This window comes from Micromonospora sp. NBRC 110038 (assembly GCF_020884815.1).
GTDB lineage: Bacteria > Actinomycetota > Actinomycetes > Mycobacteriales > Micromonosporaceae > Micromonospora > Micromonospora haikouensis.
On sequence record NZ_BBOL01000014.1, the window covers coordinates 37,306 to 57,202 of the forward strand.

Sequence of the window (19,897 nt, forward strand, 5' to 3'; positions counted from 1 at the left end):
GGGCGTACCACCTCCAGGAACACATCGAAGGCGAGGCAAGGATGAGACGACCAGTCCCACTGCGACTCCACGCGGCGGTGGCCGCGACGGTCATCGGGGCCGCGATCTGCGTGGCACTGCCGACGCCCCAGGCGTCGGCGGCGACCGGCGGCGTGACCGGCTACGCGACCCAGAACGGCGGGACCACCGGCGGCGCGGGCGGGCAGACGGTGCGCGCCACCACCGGGACCGCGATCCACACGGCGCTGTGCACCCGGGCCAGCAGCAGCACCCCGATCATCATCCAGGTCGAAGGGACCATCAACCACGGCAACACCGCCAAGGTGTCGGGCGACAGCTGCAACACCAACGCCGGCCTGATCGAGCTCAAGCAGATCAGCAACGTCACGATCGTCGGCGTCGGCAGCGGGGCGGTCTTCGACCAGCTCGGCATCCACATCCGCGACTCCAGCAACATCATCATCCAGAACGTGACCGTCCGGAACGTCAAGAAGTCGGGCTCGCCCACCTCCAACGGCGGCGACGCCATCGGCATGGAGAGCACCGTCCGCAACGTCTGGGTCGACCACGTCACCCTGGAGGCCTCCGGCGGTGAGGCGGAGGGCTTCGACGGCCTGTTCGACATGAAGGACAACGTGCAGTACGTGACGCTGTCCTACAGCATCCTGCGCAACTCGGGCCGGGGCGGCCTGGTCGGCTCCAGCGAGAGCGACCTGGGGAACAACTACATCACGTTCCACCACAACCTGTACGAGAACCTCGACTCGCGCGCGCCGCTGCTGCGCGGCGCCACGGCACACATGTACAACAACTCGTACGTGAACCTGCGCGAGTCCGGCATCAACTCGCGGGCCGGCGCCAAGGCCAAGGTGGAGAACAACTACTTCAAGGACTCCAAGGACGTCCTGGGCACCTTCTACACCAACGAGCGCGGCTCGTGGCAGGTCGCCGGCAACATCTTCGACAACGTGACCTGGTCCAGCCCCGGCAACGAGAACTACCCGGCGGGGCCGAACCCGACCTCCACCACCACCGTCAGCATCCCCTACTCCTACCGCCTCGACGGGGCCAGCTGCGTGCCCAACCTGGTGCGCCAGACGGCCGGCGCCAACAAGGGCCTGCAGGTGTCCGACGGCAGCTGCACGCCGCAGACCCCGGCACCGACCACGCCCGCGCCGACCAACCCGACCCCCGGGCCGACCACCCCGACGCCGGGCCCGACCAACCCGGGCGGCACCAACCTCAGCCTCGGGGCCGGCGCCGACGGCTCCAGCAAGGCCGACGGCAGCAGCTACGGCAACGTGCTGGACGGCAACCTGAGCACCTTCTGGTCGCCCTCCGGCTCCACCGGCCGGATCTCGGTCAAGTGGGACGCCGCCGTCCGGGTCGGCTCGGTGAACATCCGCGAGGCCTCCGGCGCCACCGGCGTCATCCGCTCCTGGCGACTGGTCAACAACGACACCGGCGCCGTGCTCGCCTCGGGCAGCAACGGAGTGGGCGTCGCGTCCTTCAGCCCGACCTCGCTGAAGAAGATCAACCTGGAGATCACCGGCGCGAACGGCACGCCGCGGGTCGCCGAGTTCGAGACGTACGCCGGCTAGCGCCGCGCCGCTGATCGGCGGGAATCGGGGCCGGGGGCCGTCGGCACGTGCGACGGCCCCCGGTTCCCGCCCGCAAGGGGAACGACCCGCGCGGCGCGGATGCGCTGGGTGAGGGCGACGCAGAGCAGGACCAGCAGCGCGGCGACGACGGCGGCGGGCGTGACGCCCTCGCCGAGCAGGAGGGCCGACCAGCCCAGGGTGAGCAGGGGCTGGGCGAGCTGGAGCTGGCCGACCCGGGCGACGCCGCCCCGGGCCAGGCCCGCGTACCAGGCGAAGAAGCCGAGGAACATCGACACGGCGGTGAGGTAGGCGAACCCGAGCCACGCGACGGGTCCCGCGTGCGGCGGGGTACGCACGGCGGCGACGGCGGTGATGGCGACCGTGGCGGGCGCCGACAGCACGAGCGCCCAGCAGATGGTGTTCGCCCCGCCGAGCTTTCGCGCCAGCGCGCCGCCCTCCGCGTAGCCGAGCGCGCAGAGGACGACGGCCGCGAGCAGGAACAGGTCCGCGACCGCCGGGGCGGCGGACGCGCCCGAGCCGACCGTCGTGAAGATCAGGACCGCGACGACGCCCGCACCGCTGGCGACCCAGAACGACGTCGGAGGGCGTTCCCGGGCGCGCAGCACGGCGAAGACCGCCGTCAGGCCCGGCAGCACCGCGATCACCACCGCGCCGTGGGCGGCCGTGCTGGCGGTCAGCGCCAGCGAGGTGAACAGGGGGAAGCCCACCACGACCCCGGCGGCGACGACCAGCAGCCTTCGGCACTGCCCGGCGGACGGCCAGGGCACCCGCCGGGCCCGCAGGTAGAGCGCGGCCAGGCCGGCGGCGCCGACGGCGCGCCCGAAGGCCACCACCCACGGGTCGAGGTCGCCGACGGCGACGCGGGTGGCGGGCAGGGACATGCTGAAGGCCAGCACGCCCACCGCGCCCAGCGCGCTACCCGTTATCGCACCACGGCGGGAAGTGTTACTCTCAGCTCTCATGAACGACGATAACGCTGTCGATCGCGTTATCCAAGATCTGCGTCGGGTGATCGCCGCCGGCGCGGGCACCCGGCTGCCGTCCGTGCGGGAGTTGACCGCCCGGCACCGCGCGTCACCGGCGACCGTCGCGCGGGCGACCCGCCGGCTGGTGGCCGAGGGGCTGGTGGAGGCCGTCCCCGGCCGCGGCGTCTTCGTCGTCGACCCGCCCGGCGGCCCGCCGGTCGCACCGGACCTGTCCTGGCAGGCCGTCGCGCTCGGGGCCCGGCCAGCGGGCGAGGAGGCGATGCAGGCGTTGCTCGCCGTCCCGCCGCCCGGGGCGGTCCCGCTGTCGGGCGGCTATCTCGACCCCGCGCTGCAACCCATCGCGGCGCTGGGCGCGGCGCTCAACCGGGCCGCGCGCCGCCCCGAGGCGTGGCACCGGGGACCCGTGGCCGGCAGCGCGGAGCTGCGGGCCTGGTTCGCGCGGGAGTGCGGCGGGGTGTGGCACGCCGACGACATGACCGTCTGCCCGGGCGGGCAGGCCGCGCTCTCCACCGCGATCCGGGCGCTCACCGCCCCGGGCGAGGCCGTGCTGGTGGAGTCCCCGACCTACCTCGGCGTGCTCGCGGCGGCCCGGGCGGCCGGGCGGCAGGTGGTGCCCGTCCCGGCCGACGCCGACGGCGTACGGCCGGACCTGCTGGCCACGGCCCTGCGGCGCACCGGCGCGCGGCTGTTCTACTGCCAGCCGCTGTACGCCAACCCGCACGGCGGCGTCCTGCGCCCGGACCGGCGCGCCGCCGTGCTGGCCGCCGTGCGGGACGCGGGCGCGTTCCTGCTCGAGGACGACTACGCCCGGGACCTGGGCATCGACGGCGATCCGCCGCCGCCGCTGGCGGCGGACGACGTCGACGGCCACGTCGTGTACCTGCGCTCGCTGACCAAGTCGGTCGCGCCGGGGCTACGGGTGGCCGCGCTCGGCGCCCGTGGACCGGCCGGGGCGCGGCTGCGCTCCGCCCGCCTCCTCGACGACTTCTTCGTCGCCGGCCCCCTGCAACACGCCGCCCTGGAGTTCGTCACCTCGCCGGCCTGGGCCCGGCACCGCCGCGCCGTGCGGTCCGCCCTGCGGGAGCGCCGCGACGCGCTGCTGTCGGCGCTGCGCCGGTACGCGCCCGACCTGCGGCCCGACGCCGTGCCGCGCGGCGGCCTGCACCTGTGGGTCCGGCTGCCCGACCACGTCGGCGAGGCCGACCTGGTCGCCGCCGCGGCCGCCGAACAGGTCGTCGTCTTCCCCGGACAGCCCTGGCACGCCGCCGAGCCGCCGGCCGCGTTCCTGCGCCTGACCTACGCCGCCGCCGGCGCGGCGCAGCTCGACGAGGGCGTACGCCGGCTGGCCCGGGCCCTGGCGGGCCTCGGCCGCCACCGGTAGCACGCGCGCCGAAGGCCACCTCCCGTCCCGGGGGAGGTGGCCTTCGGCCGTGGGCGATGGAACCCGGTTACCTACTTGACGACCTTCGCGGTCTCCTTCGACGTGGCCGTGCCGGGCTGCAGGTCCGAACGGGTGGCCGTCACCCGCACGGAGAGCCGGTACCCGACGTCGGCGGCCTTGGGCACGTACGACTTGCCGGTGGCCCCGGCGATGACCTTGCCGCCGCGCAGCCACTGGTAGGAGAAGGTGAGCTTCTTCTCGTCCCACGTGCCCGGGTCGGCGGTGAGGGTCTTGCCGACCTTGGCCGTCCCGCTGACCGACGGGAGCTTGGTGGCCTCGGCGGGGTCGCCCAGCGCGGGCACGTTGAGGGCCCGCTCACGGCTGACGTTGCCGGCCACGTCGTACGCCCGGTAGCGGATCACGTGGGCGCAGCTGTCGATCCGGGCCGGGGCCAGGTACGGCTGCCAGGCGCCCTTGTCGATCCGGTACTCGATGCGGGCCACGCCGGAGTCGACGTCGCTGGCGTTGACCACGAACTTGCGCTCCACCAGGTACGCCTGCACGGTCGGGGCGGTCTCGTCCACCTTGACCTGCAGCGACCACACGTCGCTCCAGAAGAGGTTGACGCCCTGGGCCCGGTAGTCGACGCGGTGGCTGCCCGCCGGCAGGTCCACCGGTTCGCGGTACGGGAACCAGCCGCCGCCGTCGATCTGGTACTCGACCAGCTTCACCTTGTCACCGGCGGTGATGGTCAGGGCGGCGTCCGCGCCGTACCATCCGTCGGCCCCCGCGTCGGTGACCGTCGCCGTCGGCTGCCCGCCCTCGTAGCGCAGCGGGTCGACGCTGCCCAGCGTCGGGACGACCTTCCTGATGGCGCCGTCCGCGTCGAAGTACAGCCGGTCGATCGTGGTCTCCCGGTGCGTGCCGTCGCCGCCGGGGATCCCGAACCGGTGGTACGCGATGTACCAGTCGTCGGTGCCCGGCACCTGCAGGATCGAGTGGTGGCCGGTGCCGAGGATGCCCTGGCTCGGATCCTTGGTGAGGATCTCCCCCTTGGCGCTGAAGGGCCCCAGCGGGCTGGTGCCGGTGCCGTAGCCGACGCGGTAGTTCTCGCTGCCGGTGTCGTCGATCGACCAGGACAGGTAGTAGGTCCCGGCGCGCTTGTGCATGAACAGGCCCTCGCGGAAGTCCGTGAGGCCGGTCAGCCGCACCCGCTTGGCGACGTCGTAGGAGACCATGTCGTCGTTGAGCGGGACCACGTACGGGGTGCCGTTGCCCCAGTAGAGGTAGCTCTGCCCGTCGTCGTCGGTGAAGACCGCCGGGTCGATCTGCTGGGCGTTGTTGTAGTCGGCCTTGCTCACCAGCGGCTTGCCGATGGGGTCGACGAACGGCCCGAGCGGCGAGTCGGCGACGGCGACGCCGATGTTCTGCTGCGCCGAGAAGTAGAAGTAGTACTTGCCGTTCTTCTCGATCGCGGCGGGCGCCCACGCGTTGCTGTCGGCCCAGGTGATGTCCGGCCCGAGGTCGAGGATCGTGTCGTGCTCGGTCCAGTCGACCAGGTTCCGGCTCGACCAGACGGTGAACTTCGAGCTGCCCCAGCCGGGGAAGCCGTCGGTGGTCGCGTAGATGTAGTAGGTGTCGCCGAACCGGACGATGTTCGGGTCGGCGTTGAAGCCGGGCAGCACCGGCGAGCGCATCTGCACCGCCCGCACGGTCCACTCGCGGGTCGCCCCGGCCGCGCTGGTCACGGTCAGCGTCACCGGCTGCGAGTAGTCCCGCGCGCCGCCGGGCGTGACGGTCGAGGTCGGCGCGACCACGTACGTCGGGGCGAGGGCGGTCACGTCGGTGCCCGGCTTGACCGGCAGCGTGATGGTGCTGCTGGCGGCGTCGATGATCGCGGGGACCTTGAGGCTGTCGAGTTCGACCGCCACGACGCTGGTGCCGTTGGAGCCCAGCGCGGCGACCTCGCCGTCGGTGAGCGCCCGGTTGTAGAGGGAGAAGTCGCGCACCCGGCCCTTGAGGTACTTGTCCGAGGCGTACTGGGAGCGGCCGATGTAGTTGGCCGTGGTCCGGCCGCCGCCGATGTCGCCGGGGCGGTGGGTCAGCCCGGTCTTCTCGGCGACCCGCACGCCGTCGAGGTAGATCCGGGCGGTGCCGGCCGAGTTCAGGGTGTACGTGAGGGTCTTCCACACGCCCCGGGGGACGGCGCTGCCGCCGTTGACGGTCTGCTCGCCGGTCCAGTTGCCGAGGCTGATCGAGGTCCGGTAGTTGTTGCCGGTGGTGAACAGGTAGCCGTTGCCGACGCCGTCGGAGTCGGTGTTGCCCAGGCCCCAGATGAAGTACGGGGTGGCCTGGTCGGTGGCCATCTTCACGTCCATCGACACGGTGATCTCGTCGAGGCCGGCCATGATGTTGTCGGGCAGGGCCACGTGGCCGTTGGTCCCGCCGAGGGCGAGGCTGCCGTCGCCCCAGGTCGCGTCGCCGGTCAGCTTCGCGTCGTAGCCGTTGCCGGAGTCGTCGGTGACGGTGGTGCCGCTGGCCTGGTCGAGCGCGTAGTGGGCGACGACGCCGTCGGCGTTGGCGCGCACCGGCGGCGGCGCGTCGTTGAGGGCGTCGAGTTCGGCCTTGGTGACGGGGATGACGGTGCCGTGCCGGGGGCTGGCGGGCAGGTCGTAGGAGGCCGGCACCTTCCAGTTCGGGTTCTCCAGGTCGTCGGTGCCCAGCGGGATGTAGCCCCGGCCGCCGTACTCGTCGACGAACAGGTAGTACTTCGAGCCGGAGGTGTCGCCCGGGTTGGCCTTGAAGACCGTGGGGCCCTCGACGGCGGAGGTGCCGGCGTCGCGGCCGATGCAGGAGTCGAGCACCGTCCAGGAGGGCTTGCCGGGCAGGTCGACGGCGGTCAGCGAGGGCGACTTCTCCTGGATGATGTCGGAGCAGCCGGTGCCGCCGCCGCCCTCGTCCTTGGTGAACCGGTAGTAGGTGTCGCCCTCCCGGATCACGGTGGAGTCGATGCGCGAGTCGCCCGGGTCCTGCCAGATCGTCGGCTGGCTGAACGTGACGAAGTCACGGGTCGTCGCGGCGAGCATCCGGTTGTACGTGTTGCCGGTATGGTTCGGGTCGTTCTCCGCGTAGAGCTTCGAGGCCCAGAAGACGAGGTACTCGCCCCGGGCGGCGTCCCAGTACGCCTCCGGCGCCCAGGTGTTGCCGGCGGTGGGCGGGGAGATCAGGATGTGCCGCTGCTCCGACCAGTTCACCAGGTCGGTGGACTCCCAGACCTCCAGGTACCGGCTGCCCTGGCGCTGCGCGACGTCCCAGTTGCCGTTGCGGCCGATGGACAGGTCGGTGGCGATGAGGAAGAACCGGTCCCCCTCGGGGCTGCGGATCAGGAACGGGTCCCGCAGGCCCAGGGTGCCGAACTTCGACTCCAGCTTCGGCTGGCCGCCGTTGACCTCGGTCCACCGCAGCGCGTTGTTGCCCTGGCTGGCCGCGAAGTAGATCTTCTCCCCGGCGATGGAGTTGCCGGTGAAGTAGCTGAAGGCGTAGCCGGCGTAGGGGGCGGCCTCGGGCAGCTCGCGGACGGTCAGGTCGATGGCCCGCTCGGCGGTGGCCGTGCCGACGGTGACGGTCGCGGTCACGGTGACCTTGACGTCGCCCGCCCCGTGCGCGGGGCGCTTGACGATGCCGTCGGGGCTGACGACGTCCGGGCTGGCGGAGCGCCAGGCGACGGTCGCGCCGTTGATCCCGGTGCTCGGCATGGTGAGGTTGCCGCGCACGTCGCCGGCGTTCACGAGCGAGAGGGCGGCGGCGGCCGCGTCGGCCCGCGTCTGGTCGGTCTCGTTGGGCAGGACGGTGGCGGTGAACGCCTTGGTGTCGCTGCTGCCGCCCCGGCTGACGGTCGCGGTGAGGGTGACCGTGGCGGGCCCGTCGGCGGGGGCGGGGCGGGTCACCTGGCCGGTCGCGCTGATGGTGCCGGGGGCGCTGGAGGACCAGGCGATCGCCGACCCGTACGTGCCGGTGGTGGGCAGGGTGAGCTTCCCGGTCACGGCCGAGAGGTCGCCCAGGTCGAGGGCGGCGGTGTCGCCGGCGACGCGGGTGGCGTCGGGCAGCGCGATGGCGGCCACCTCGTCGGCGGGCAGCGCGCGGTCGTAGATGCGGAAGTTGGCCACCCGGCCCTTGAGGTAGCGGTCCGCGGCGTAGTTGGACCGGCCGAGGTTGTTGTTGGTCGTCGTGCCGTTGCCGATGGCGCTGGGCAGCACGGTGACGCCGGTGTTCTGCGCGACCTGCACGCCGTCCTCGTAGAGGGTGCCGGTGGTGCCGGTCTGCGTGTAGGTGACGGACTTCCACACGCCCCGGGTGAGGTTCGCGCCCTTGCCGGTCACCTTCTCGCCGGACCAGTTGGTGGTGGTGATGGCGGTGCGGAAGGCGTCGCCGCTGGTGAACAGGTAGCCGGTGCCGGAGTTCGAGGTCGCCGGGTTGCCGAGGCCCCAGATGAAGTACGGGGTCTGCTGCGTGGGGTCGACGAGCACGTCGACGGCGACGGTGATCGACGACAGCCCGGCCATGATGTTGTTGGGCAGCTTGACGTGGTCGTCGACGCCGTCGAGGACGAGACCGCCCTGGCCGGTCCAGGTGCCGCCGCCGGTGAGCGTGCCGTCGTTGCCCCGGCCGGAGCTGTCGGTGACGGTCGTGCCGGTGGTCTGCGTCAGGTCATAGCGCACCAGCAGGCCGTCGGTCACGTCGGCGGCGGCGGCCGGCGCGGCGGTGGCGGGCAGCAGACCGGCGACCAGGGCGAGGAGCGCCCCGGCGACGAGGGGCCGGGCCCGGCGCCGGGAGCGGGACGGGAAGGAGGATCGCGGTTCCGGGGGAGCTTCGCGCATGGGGTTCCCTCGTGGTGGCGGGGGTGTGAGCGTTAACAATCCCGAATTCTCGGCGCTACAAAACCCCGAAGTCAAGGGCCCCACCAGGTACAACGCTGGGTATGTGCGCGCTAACAGGGGTCACTGCAATCCGGGGCGGGACGGCCACCGGCCGGCAGCGGGCGGACCCTCACGGTCGGCCGACACGGCGAAGACCGGCGCGGCCCTTGCGGCGCACCGGATCCCGACGTGCGGTCAGCCCTTCCGACCGCCGCTGCTCGCGCGTACGACGAGCTGCGGCTCGACCTGCGGATGCGGGAAGCGCCCCGCCGGGCCGTCGGCGTCGAACAGCTCGAGCAGGGCCGCCACGCACCGGCGGCCCACCTCGTCGAAGTCCTGCCGCACCGTGGTCAGCGGCGGCGAGAGGTATTCGGCCTCGGGGATGTCGTCGAACCCGACCACGCTGACGTCCTCCGGAACCCGCACGCCGCGCTGGTGCAGCGCCCGCAGCAGGCCGAGCGCCTGGTGGTCGTTGGCGCAGAACACGGCCGTCACGTCCGGGCGGTCGACCAGCGACTGCCCGATCTCGTAGCCCGCGCGCGGGCTCCAGTCACCGACGAGGACCGGCGGGACGGACCGCCCGGCCTGCTCCAGCGCCAACCGCCACCCGTCGACGCGGTCGCGGGCCTCCAGCCAGTCCCGGGGGCCGGCGATGTGCCACACCGTCTCGTGCCCGAGGGACAGCAGGTGCTCCACGGCCAGCCGGGCCCCGGCGACCTGGTCGACGGAGATGCTCGGCAGCTCCCGGGCGCCGCCGCTCGACTCGACCACCACGGCGGGCACGCCGGTGGGCAGTCCGTGCACGGCCACCGCCGCCGTCATCATCGGGGCGATGACGACCACCCCCGCCACCGACTGCTCGGTGAGGGCGTCGATCGCCGACCGCATCCCGGCCCGGTCGAGCTGCTCCAGGGTGACGATGCTGATGCCGTACCCCGCCGCGCGGGCGGCGCGCTCGATGCCGAGCAGGGTCGCCGCCGGGCCGTAGAGGATGGTGTCGAAGCTGACCACGCCGATGACCCGGGAGCGCCGCCCGGCCAGCCCCCGGGCCAGGGCGTTGGGCCGGTAGTTGAGCTGGTGCACCGCGCGCATCACCCGCTCGCGGGTCTCCTGCCGGACGCTCGGGTGGTTGTTGAGCACCCGCGACACCGTCTGGTGCGAGACACCGGCGAGCCGGGCGACGTCGTTCATCACCGCCGCGCGTGCGGCCGGCTGCTGACCCATGGCAACTCCCCTCGTGGCCATCGTAGCCCGTCGTGATCAACAAGACGGGCGGTCAGGCTCGCTGCGCGGACGGTGTGTCCGGCGTGCTCCCGCCTCCGGGACCACGCCGGACACCCGGTCGTACGGTCGACCGGTCGGGCCTCAGAAGCCCCTGGCCAACCGGTAGTAGGCCTGGTTCCACCGCAACTCGTTCGTCAGCCCACGGGTGTTCGTCTCCGCGTCGATGACGACCAGCTCGGTGGCGACCATCTCGGCCAGGTCGTGCAGTTCCTCGACCCCGACGGCCTGCGACAGCACCGTGTGGTGCGGCGCGCCGGCCGTGAGCCACGCCTCCGCCGAGCCGGCCAGGTCCGGCCGGGGCCGCCACACCGCGCGGGCCACGGGCAGCTTCGGCAGCGGCTGCGGCGGGACGATCACATCGATCTCGTTGGCGACCAGCCGGAACCGCTCCCCCATGTCGGCCAGCCCCAGCACCACGGCGGGCCCCGCCTGGGCGTCGAACACCAGGCGCACGGGGTCCTCGCGGCCGCCGATGCCCAGCGGGTGGATCTCCACGGCGGGCGTGTCGGCGGCGATGGTCGGGCAGACCTCCAGCATGTGCGCGCCGAGGACCACCTCCTGCCCCGGCGTGAGGTCGTAGGTGTAGTCCTCCATGAAGGACGTGCCGCCCGTGGTGCCCACCGACATCGCCTTGAGCGTGCGCACCAGCACCGAGGTCTTCCAGTCGCCCTCGCCGCCGAAGCCGTAGCCGTCGGCCATCAGCCGCTGCACCGCGATCCCCGGCAGCTGCCGCAGCCCGCCGAGGTCCTCGAAGTTCGTGGTGAACGCGCGGAACCCGCCCGCGTCGAGGAAGTCGCGCAGGCCCGCCTCGATCCGGGCGGCGTAGCGCAGCGAGTCGTGCCGCTCGCCGCCGGCCCGCAGCTCGGCGACGAGCCGGTAGCTGTCGTCGTACTCCTTGACCAGCTCGTCGATGCGCGAGTCCGCCACCGCGTCCACGGCCGCCACCAGGTCGTTCACGCCGTACGTGTTGACCGACACGCCGAAGCGCAGCTCCGCCTCGACCTTGTCGCCCTCGGTCACCGCCACGTTGCGCATGTTGTCGCCGAAGCGCGCCAGCCGCAGCGACCGCATCTCCGCGTGCCCGATCGCCGCCCGGGTCCACGCCGCGATGCGGGCGGTGACGCTCGGGTTGCTCACGTGCCCCGCGACGGTCTTGCGGGCCACCCCCAGCCGGGTCTGGACGAACCCGAACTCCCGGTCGCCGTGGGCGGCCTGGTTGAGGTTCATGAAGTCCATGTCGATGTCCGACCAGGGCAGCGCCACGTTGGCCTGCGTGTGCAGGTGCAGCAGCGGGGTGCGCAGCGCGTCCAGGCCGGAGATCCACATCTTGGCCGGGGAGAAGGTGTGCATCCAGGCGATCACCCCGACCGCGCCCTGGACGGCGGCGTCACGGCAGACGGCCAGGATGTCGGCGCTGGAGGTGAGCACCGGCTTCCAGACCACCCGGGCGGGGATGGCCGGGTCGGCGTCGAGCTGCGCCGCGATCTGCCGGGACTGGTCGGCCACCTGACGCAGGGTCTCCGGGCCGTACAGGCCCTGGCTGCCGGTGAGGAACCAGACCTCGGCGGCCGGGGATGGGTTGGTCATGGGGTTGCCTTCCGGTGTACTGGGGTGGTCACTTCTTGCGGATGCCGACGAGGCGCTGGAGGAGGATGAACGCGAACAGCAGGCCACCGATCACGATCTTGGTCCACCAGGAGCTGAGGCTGCCGTCGAAGGTGATCAGCGTCTGGATCACCCCCAGCACGAGGACACCCAGCACGGTGCCGAACACGTAGCCGGAGCCGCCCGTGAGCAGGGTCCCGCCGATGACGACGGCGGCGATCGTGTCCAGCTCCATGCCGATGGCGATCAGCGGGGCGCCGGACAGCGTGTAGAACGACAGCAGGATGCCGCCGATCGCCGAGCAGAGCCCGCTGATCGTGTAGACGGCGATCTTCGTGCGCCCCACGGGCAGGCCCATGAGCAGCGCCGACTGCTGGTTGCCGCCGATGGCGTACACGTTGCGGCCCAGCCGGGTGTACGCCAGCGTGTACGCCGCGACCGCCACCACGGCGAGGGCGACCAGGACGCTCACGGTCACGAAGTTCTCGCCGATGCGGATGCGCTCCTGCGCCGCCGAGGTCCAGAACCCGTCGGTGATCGGGATGGACGTCGAGCTGATCCAGGTGCACATGCCCCGGGCGAAGAACATGCCGGCCAGGGTGACGATGAACGGCTGGATGTCGAAGAAGTGGATGACGCAGCCCATCGCGAACCCGAGGGCGGGGCCGATGAGCAGCGCGATCAGCAGCACCAGCGCGGGGTGCACGCCGTCGCCGAGCAGCGACGCCGACACCATCGCGGTCATCGCCACCACCGAGCCGACCGACAGGTCGATGCCGCCGGTCAGGATCACGAAGGTCATGCCGACCGCGACGACGAGCAGGAAGCCGTTGTCGATGAAGATGTTGAAGACGACCTGGATGTTGGAGAAGGCGCGGTACTGCGAGACGCCGATGCCGTACATCACCAGCAGCAGGGCCAGGGTGGCCAGCACCGGCACCTGCCGCTGCGGCACCCGCCACCAGGCCCGGGGGCCTCGCGCGGCCAGTGGGGTCGTGGTCATGCCGGAACCTGCTCCTTCTGCTTCTCGACCGGGGCCACCGGGGGCGCCCCCGGTGCCTGCCGACGCCGGAACCGGGCGCGGAACGCCGGCGCCTGGATGAGGCAGACCGCGATCACCACGACCGCCTTGAACAGCAGGGCCGTCTGCGGGTCGATGTTCATGGCGTACACCGAGGTGGTCAGGGTCTGGATGATCAGCGCGCCGACGATGGTGCCGCTGAGGTAGAACCGGCCACCGACCAGCGACGTGCCGCCGATGACCACGGCGAGGATCGCGTCGAGCTCGACCCAGAGGCCCACGGCGTTGCCGTCGGCGCTGGAGACGTTCGCGGTCATCATGAACCCGGCGACGGCCGCGCAGGCGGCGCTCACCACGTACACAAGGAAGGTGATCCGCCGCGAGCGCACGCCCGCCAGGCGGCTGGCCTCGGCGTTGCCGCCGACCGCCTCGATGATCATACCGAGGGCGGTGCGGCGGGTCAGCACCGCCACGACCAGGGTCACCGCGAGGGCGATGATGATCGCGAACGGCAGCGTGAGCAGGTGCCCGACCCCGATCGTCTTGTACGGCTCGCTGTTGATCGTGATGATCTGCCCGGAGGTGACCAGCTGGGCCAGCCCTCGGCCGGCGACCATCAGGATCAGCGTGGCGATGATCGGTTGGATGCCTATCCCGGCGACCAGGATCCCGTTCCACGCGCCGAGCACCAGAGCGATGCCGGACGCGATCGCCACCGCGGTGAGCACCGCGCCGAGGCTGTTCTGGTCGGGCTGCTCGCTGATGTAGAGGCAGGCTATCGCGCCGCTGACAGCGGCCACGGAGCCCACGGACAGGTCGATGCCGCCGGTGGCGATCACCAGGGACATGCCCAGCGCGACCAGGATCAGCGGGGCGCTGAGCCGGACGATGTCGATCAGGCTGCCGTAGAGGTGGCCGTTCTTCAGCTCGACCGACAGGAAGCTCGGCCGGTAGATGGTGTTCGCCGCCAGCAGCACCACCAGCATGACCAGGGGCCAGAACAGCCGGTGGCCGGTGACGCCCGCGAGGCGGGTACGGGCTGTGCTCATACCTTCTCCAACCCTTCCTGCGCCGCACCGCTGGCGATGGCCCGCATCACGCGGTCGGCGTCGAGGGTGTCGTCGTTGTCGAGCTGGGCGACCAGCCGCCGGTCGCGCATCACGACGACCTTGTGGCTGAGCCGCAGCACCTCCTCCAGCTCGGCGGAGATGAACAGCACCGCCATGCCGCCGTCGGAGAGCTGCGCCACCAGGCGCTGGATCTCGGTCTTCGCGCCGATGTCGATGCCCCGGGTCGGCTCGTCCAGGATCAGCAGCCGCGGCTCGGTGATCAGCCACCGGGCGAGCAGCACCTTCTGCTGGTTGCCGCCGGAGAGGTTGCGCACCGGCATGTCGGGGTCGGCGGGCCGGATGCTCAGCGCCTTGATGTAGCGCTCGACCAGCTCGTCCTGCTTGCGCCGGGGCACCGGCCGCAGCCAGCCGCGGGCGGCCTGCATGGCGAGGATGATGTTCTCCCGCACCGACAGCTCGCCCACCAGTCCCTCGGTGCGGCGGTTCTCGGAGCAGAAGGCGACGCCGCGGTCGATCGCGGCCACCGGGTTGCGGATCGCGGCGGGCGCGCCGTCGACGGTGAGCCGGCCCTGGTCGGCGCGGTCCGCGCCGAAGAACAGCCGGGCGACCTCGGTACGCCCCGACCCGAGCAGCCCGGCCAGCCCGACGACCTCGCCGGCGTGGATGGTGAGGCTGAACGGCGCGACCGAGCCGCTGCGGCCCAGCCCGTCCGCCGCCACGAAGGGCTCCCCCGCCGCGATCGCCGCGCGGTCCCGGTCGGTCTCGGAGTCGAGGCGCTCCAGCGCGTCGAGCTCATGGCCGATCATCTTCTCCACGAGGGCGATCTGGGGCAGCTCGGCCGTCGGGTACTCGCCGACGAGGCGGCCGTTGCGCAGCACGGTGATCCGGTCGGCGATGCCGTACACCTGGTCGAGGAAGTGGGTGACGAAGACGATCGCGATGCCGTCGTCGCGCAGCTGGCGCATGATCCGCATCAGCTGGGCCACCTCGTCGGCGTCAAGGCTGGAGGTGGGCTCGTCGAGGATCAGCACCCGGGCGTTCACGTCGATGGCGCGGGCGATGGCGACCATCTGCTGCACCGCGAGGGAGTAGCTGCCGAGCAGCTCGGTGACGTCGATGTGCAGGTCGATGCGGGCCAGCAGCTCCTGGGCCCGGCGGCGCATCTCACGCCAGTTGACGGACCCGAGGCGGCGCGGCTCGCGGCCGATGAAGATGTTCTCCGCCACCGACAGGTTCGGCAGGAGGTTGACCTCCTGGTAGACGGTGCTCACCCCGGCCGCGGTGGCCTGCATCGGCCCGGCGAAGGAGACCTGCTGACCGTCGAGGGTGATCGTGCCGGCGTCCGTGCCGTAGACGCCGGTCAGCACCTTGATGAGGGTGGACTTGCCGGCGCCGTTCTCGCCCATCAGGGCGTGGACCTCACCGGGGAAGAGGCGGAAGTCGACGCCGTCGAGGGCGCGTACTCCCGGGAAGATCTTGCTGATCGCGGTCATCGTCAGGACCGGATGCCTCTGCGACATCTGACCAGGCCTTTCGTGTGTCGCGGAAGCGAGCGGCGGGGCCGCCGCGCGTGGCGCGGCGGCCCCCTCCGGTCAGTACTTCCGGGTCGGCAGAGCGGCCTTGGCCTGCTCCTGGGTGAAGGTGGTCTCCTGGGTCTCGACCCGGGCGGGGACCTCCTCGCCGGCCTTGACCTTCTTCACCAGCTCCATCAGCTGGTCGCCCAGCAGCGGGCTGCACTCGGCGATGAAGTTGAACTTGCCGTCGGCCAGGGCCTGCATGCCGTCCTTGACCGCGTCGATGGTGATGATGGTGATGTCCTTGCCCGGCACCTTGCCGGCCGCGGTGATCGCCTCCAGCGCGCCGAGGCCCATGTCGTCGTTGTGGGCGAACAGCACGTCGATCTTCGGGTTGGCCTTGAGGAACTGCTCCATGACCTGCTTGCCGCCGGCCCGGGTGAAGTCACCGCTCTGCGACGCGACGACCTTCAGGTTGGGGTTGGCGGCGATCGCCTCCGCGAAGCCCTTCTTGCGGTCGTTGGCCGGCGCCGAGCCGGTGGTGCCCTGCAGCTCGACGATGTTCACCGGACCGGTGGCCGACTTCTTCTGCTCGACCAGCCACTCGCCGGCGAGCCGGCCCTCCTTCACGAAGTCGGAGCCGATGAAGGTCTTGTAGAGGCTCTTGTCGGCCGAGTCGACGGCGCGGTCGGTCAGGATGACCGGGATCTTGGCGTCCTTGGCCTCCTTGAGCACGGTGTCCCAGCCCGACTCCACCACCGGCGAGAAGGCGATCACGTCGACCTTCTGCTGGATGAAGTTGCGGATCGCCTTGATCTGGTTCTCCTGCTTCTGCTGCGCGTCGTCGAACTGCAGCTTGATCCCGGCCTTCTCGGCGGACTCCTTGATGGAGTTGGTGTTCGCCGTCCGCCAGCCGCTCTCCGCGCCGACCTGCGAGAAGCCGAGGACGATCTGGCCGTTGCCGTCGCCCTTGCCGTCGCCAGCGTCCGAGCCGGTGTCGCTGTTGCCGCACGCGGCCAGGCTGGTGGCCATCAGGCCGGCGGCCAGGATCGCGCCGAACCCGCGGCGGGTGATGGTCGTGCCGGACTTGCGCATGTGATGACTCCTTGCGGGGGTGGGTGGGGTACCTACATGGGCCGGGGCCGCCTCGGCGTGCCGGGACGGCACGGCCAACCGGTGGTGCTGTGGTGAGGTGCGGTGGAACGGGCCGGGCCCTCGGGGTGCGGACCGGCCTGGACGGTGCGGGCGGCGGTCAGGGGGCCGCGGACGAGACCCCGGGCTGCCCGTAGACGTTCTGGTAGCGGTCGTAGAGGGAGTCGATGTCCTCGCGGGCCATCGGCACCGGCCGGCCGAGCGTGCGGGCCAGGTGGGCGGTGCGGGCGACGTCCTCGCACATCACCGCCGCCTTGACCGCCGCGCGGGCGTCCTTGCCGATGGTGAAGACGCCGTGGTTGCGCATGAGCACCGCCGGCGAGCGGTGCCCGGACAGGGTGGCCACGATGCCCTTGCCGATGTCGTCGCCGCCGATGAGCGCGAACGGGCCGACCGGGATCTCGCCGCCGAACTCGTCGGCCTGGGCGGTGAGGTGGCACGGGATCGACTCGCCGCAGGCCGCCCAGGCGGTGGCGTAGGAGCTGTGCGTGTGCACCACTCCCCCGACCTCCGGCATCGCCCGGTAGACGTAGGCGTGCGCGGCGGTGTCGCTCGACGGCGACAGGTCGCCCTCCACGACGGCCCCGTCGAGGTCGCAGACGATCATGTTGTCGGGTCGCAGGTCGTCGTAGGAGACGCCGCTGGGCTTGATGACCATCAGGTCCACGCCCGGCACCCGGGCGGAGACGTTGCCGGCCGTCCAGGCCACCAGGCCGTACCGGACCAGCTCGCCGTGCAGGGTCGCGACCTGCTCACGCAGGCGCGTCACCTCGGCGCCCAGGTCGGGGCTCATGCCAACACCTCCAGGGGGACTGCGGCCTCGCCGGCCGGGAAGTGGTCGGCCGCCCGGCGGGCGGCGTTGCGGATGGTGCGCAGCCGCAGCAGGACGTCGTCGCCGCCCCGGCCGAAGTGGTCGTGCAGACGCCGGTACTCCGCGTAGAGCGCGTCGTAGGCGAGCGCCCGCTGCGGGTCGGGCCGGTAGACGTCGCGGTCGACCCGGCCCATCACCGCCGAGGCGGCCGGCACGTCGGGGTACGCGCCCGCGGCGACCGCCGCGTGGATCGCCGAGCCGAGCGCCGGACCCTGCGCCGAGCCGATGATGCCCAGCGGGCGCTGCGTGACGTCGGCGTAGATCTGCATGAGCAGCGCGTTGTTGGTCAGCCCGCCCGCGACGATGATCTCGTCGACCGGCACCCCGGCGTCGGCGAACGCCTCGATGATCATGCGGGTGCCGAACGCGGTGGACTCCAGCAGCGCGCGGTAGACGTCCGGCGGCCGGGTGGCCAGGGTCAGCCCGACGATCACCCCGCTGAGGTCGTGGTTGACCAGCAGGGAGCGGTTGCCGTTCCACCAGTCCAGCGCCACCAGGCCGTGCGCGCCGACCGGCTGGGCGGCGGCGGCAGCCGTGAGCGCCTCGTGCGAGGCGTAGCCGGCGGGGGCGGCGTGCTGGACGTACCAGCCGAAGATGTCGCCGACGCCGCTCTGGCCCGCCTCGTAGCCCCAGTGCCCGGAGCTGATCCCGCCGTCCACGACGCCGCACATGCCGGCCACCTCGGCCAGCTCGGTGCCGTTGACGACGTGGCAGGTGGAGGTGCCCATGATGGCGACCAGCCGGCCCGGCTCGAGGGCCTGGGCGGCGGCGGAGGTGACGTGGGCGTCGACGTTGCCGACCGCCACCGCGATCCCCTCCGGCAGGCCGGTCCAGGCCGCGGCCTCGGCGGTCAGCCCGCCGGCCCGGGCGCCCAGCGGCGCGAGCGGACCGTCGATCTTGGCGACGAAGTCGGCGAAGCCCGGGTTCAGCGCGGCCAGGTACTCCCGCGACGGGTACCGCCCGTCCTGGCGGATGCCCTTGTAGCCGGCGGTGCACACGTTGCGGGTCTCGACGCCGCAGAGCTGCCAGACGATCCAGTCGGCGGCCTCGATCCACCGCTCGGCCCGGTCGTAGACCTCCGGGTCCTCCTCCAGCAGCTGCAGGCCCTTGGCGTACTGCCACTCGGCGGAGATCTTGCCGCCGTAGCGGCCGATCCACGGCTCGTTGCGGGCGTGGGCCAGCTCGTTGATCCGGTCCGCCTGGGGCTGGGCCGCGTGGTGCTTCCAGAGCTTCACCCAGGCGTGCGGCCGGGTACGCAGGTCGGGCAGCTCGCACAGCGGCGTGCCATCGGCGAGGGTGGGCAGCACGGTGCAGGCGGTGAAGTCGATGCCGATGCCGACGACCTGCTGCGGGTCGACGCCGCTGGCGGCCAGGGCCGCCGGCACCGCCTGCCGCAGCACCTCGCGGTAGTCGTCCGGGTCCTGCAGGGCCCAGTCGGCGGGTAGCGCCTGGCCGTCGACGGCGAGTACCGTGTCCATCACGGCGTGTCGGTACTCGTGCACCGCCGTGCCCAGTTCGGCACCGTCACCGACCCGTACCACCAGCGCTCGACCCGACAACGTGCCGTAGTCGACGCCGACAACGTACCGGTCGCCCGGCCCTGCCGAAACGCTCATGACATCCTCCGCTCACTTGCTGGCAACAGTGTTAGCGCTCACATGTAGTGGCGTCAAGATGCTTCCCGCCAAGATCTTTCAGTCCGGTCCACGACACGGCCCGCTGCCTGGAATCTCTCCAGATGACGACGTCGGCAACGATCCGGTCACGGGACGCGACCCACGACGGAGACGGCCCTGGATCAGGGATGTGTGCGTTCACAAGGAAGTGGGCGCTTCGGCCGCGTGAGGCAGGGCACGCCCCGCCGCCGCGCGCCGGCTGCGGCCGGCGCGCCCGCCCGCCGCCCGGCCGTGACGGGGAGTGAATGTTCTCGACCCAGCGGCACCCCATCCCGCCCACCCGCTTTGCTCTGCACCCAGGGACGCAACGCTCACGCTCCGCCGCCGCGCACGAACCTTCGCGATTCCCGGCGATGCCACGTATCCGCAGCTCCACCAGGGTGCTGCGCCCGTGGGTGCAGAGCAAAGCGCGCGACAGGACCGAGGCGGACCCCAAAGGATGGCAACGCGGAGTAAGAACGATCGGCCCGATGTGGACAGCTCCCCTTCGTCACGGAGCGCGACGGCACCACCTGAGCCCGCGGGCCCCGCCGAAACCGCACCCCCGGCCCGCGATCCCGGCCCGGCGCCCCGTGTCGGGCAACCGGGTCGACGCCGCCCCGTCCGGCGGCGCCGACCCGGCCGACAGCGGACGCGGAGGCAGGCCGCGCCCGAAAGTTTCGAGCTTGTTTCGGACGCGAGCAGACTAAGCGCCCGCGCGATGGCGCGTCAAGCGTCACCCGTCGATGCGTCGAGGTCGGCCCCGGTTTCCGCCCGCCCCGCCCCCAAGCGTCGAAAGTTTCGGGATATGCTGCGGCGG

12 protein-coding genes are annotated in these 19,897 nt (G+C 72.0%); 2 read left to right on the forward strand and 10 right to left on the reverse strand.

Annotated elements, in window-relative coordinates:
- Positions 1-41: 41 nt before the first annotated feature.
- A complete protein-coding gene (locus LPU61_RS31020; protein WP_043963298.1) occupies positions 42-1,601 on the forward strand; it encodes a polysaccharide lyase family 1 protein in 1,560 nt (519 codons plus the stop codon).
- On the opposite strand, the gene LPU61_RS31025 is transcribed toward LPU61_RS31020, so the two are convergent.
- Positions 1,598-2,584: a DMT family transporter gene (locus LPU61_RS31025; RefSeq protein WP_229406924.1), complete on the reverse strand. Its 987-nt coding sequence runs from the start codon at positions 2,582-2,584 to the stop codon at positions 1,598-1,600. The genes LPU61_RS31020 and LPU61_RS31025 overlap by 4 nt on opposite strands.
- Here LPU61_RS31025 and LPU61_RS31030 point away from each other — a divergent pair.
- Entirely contained in the window at positions 2,583-3,989 is a 1,407-nt protein-coding gene (locus LPU61_RS31030; RefSeq protein WP_255700277.1) for a PLP-dependent aminotransferase family protein, read from the forward strand. The genes LPU61_RS31025 and LPU61_RS31030 overlap by 2 nt on opposite strands.
- Positions 3,990-4,060: 71 nt before the next feature.
- On the opposite strand, the gene LPU61_RS31035 is transcribed toward LPU61_RS31030, so the two are convergent.
- The 9 genes from LPU61_RS31035 to araB all read right to left on the reverse strand — a co-directional run bounded on the left by LPU61_RS31035 (position 4,061) and on the right by araB (position 19,038).
- Positions 4,061-8,866: a family 43 glycosylhydrolase gene (locus tag LPU61_RS31035; RefSeq protein ID WP_229406926.1), complete on the reverse strand. Its 4,806-nt coding sequence runs from the start codon at positions 8,864-8,866 to the stop codon at positions 4,061-4,063.
- Between the two features lie 234 nt (positions 8,867-9,100).
- Positions 9,101-10,129: a LacI family DNA-binding transcriptional regulator gene (locus LPU61_RS31040; RefSeq protein WP_043963296.1), complete on the reverse strand. Its 1,029-nt coding sequence runs from the start codon at positions 10,127-10,129 to the stop codon at positions 9,101-9,103.
- Between the two features lie 141 nt (positions 10,130-10,270).
- Positions 10,271-11,776: an L-arabinose isomerase gene (gene araA / locus LPU61_RS31045; RefSeq protein WP_229406927.1), complete on the reverse strand. Its 1,506-nt coding sequence runs from the start codon at positions 11,774-11,776 to the stop codon at positions 10,271-10,273.
- 28 nt (positions 11,777-11,804) lie between these two features.
- Positions 11,805-12,797: a galactofuranose ABC transporter, permease protein YjfF gene (gene yjfF, locus LPU61_RS31050; protein ID WP_043963294.1), complete on the reverse strand. Its 993-nt coding sequence runs from the start codon at positions 12,795-12,797 to the stop codon at positions 11,805-11,807.
- Positions 12,794-13,864: an ABC transporter permease gene (locus LPU61_RS31055; RefSeq protein ID WP_229406928.1), complete on the reverse strand. Its 1,071-nt coding sequence runs from the start codon at positions 13,862-13,864 to the stop codon at positions 12,794-12,796. The genes yjfF and LPU61_RS31055 overlap by 4 nt, the downstream gene beginning before the upstream one ends.
- Complete coding sequence (locus LPU61_RS31060; protein WP_043963292.1) at positions 13,861-15,405, reverse strand: sugar ABC transporter ATP-binding protein; 1,545 nt, start codon at positions 15,403-15,405, stop codon at positions 13,861-13,863. Before LPU61_RS31060 ends, LPU61_RS31055 begins: the two co-directional genes overlap by 4 nt.
- 72 nt (positions 15,406-15,477) lie before the next feature.
- On the reverse strand, positions 15,478-16,494 hold the full coding sequence (locus LPU61_RS31065) for an ABC transporter substrate-binding protein (protein ID WP_043963291.1): 1,017 nt from the start codon (positions 16,492-16,494) through the stop codon (positions 15,478-15,480).
- Between the two features lie 157 nt (positions 16,495-16,651).
- Positions 16,652-17,344: an L-ribulose-5-phosphate 4-epimerase gene (locus LPU61_RS31070; RefSeq protein ID WP_199486030.1), complete on the reverse strand. Its 693-nt coding sequence runs from the start codon at positions 17,342-17,344 to the stop codon at positions 16,652-16,654.
- Positions 17,341-19,038, reverse strand: a complete 1,698-nt coding sequence (gene araB, locus LPU61_RS31075) for a ribulokinase (protein ID WP_229406929.1) — start codon at positions 19,036-19,038, stop codon at positions 17,341-17,343. Before araB ends, LPU61_RS31070 begins: the two co-directional genes overlap by 4 nt.
- Between the last annotated feature and the right edge of the window lie 859 nt (positions 19,039-19,897).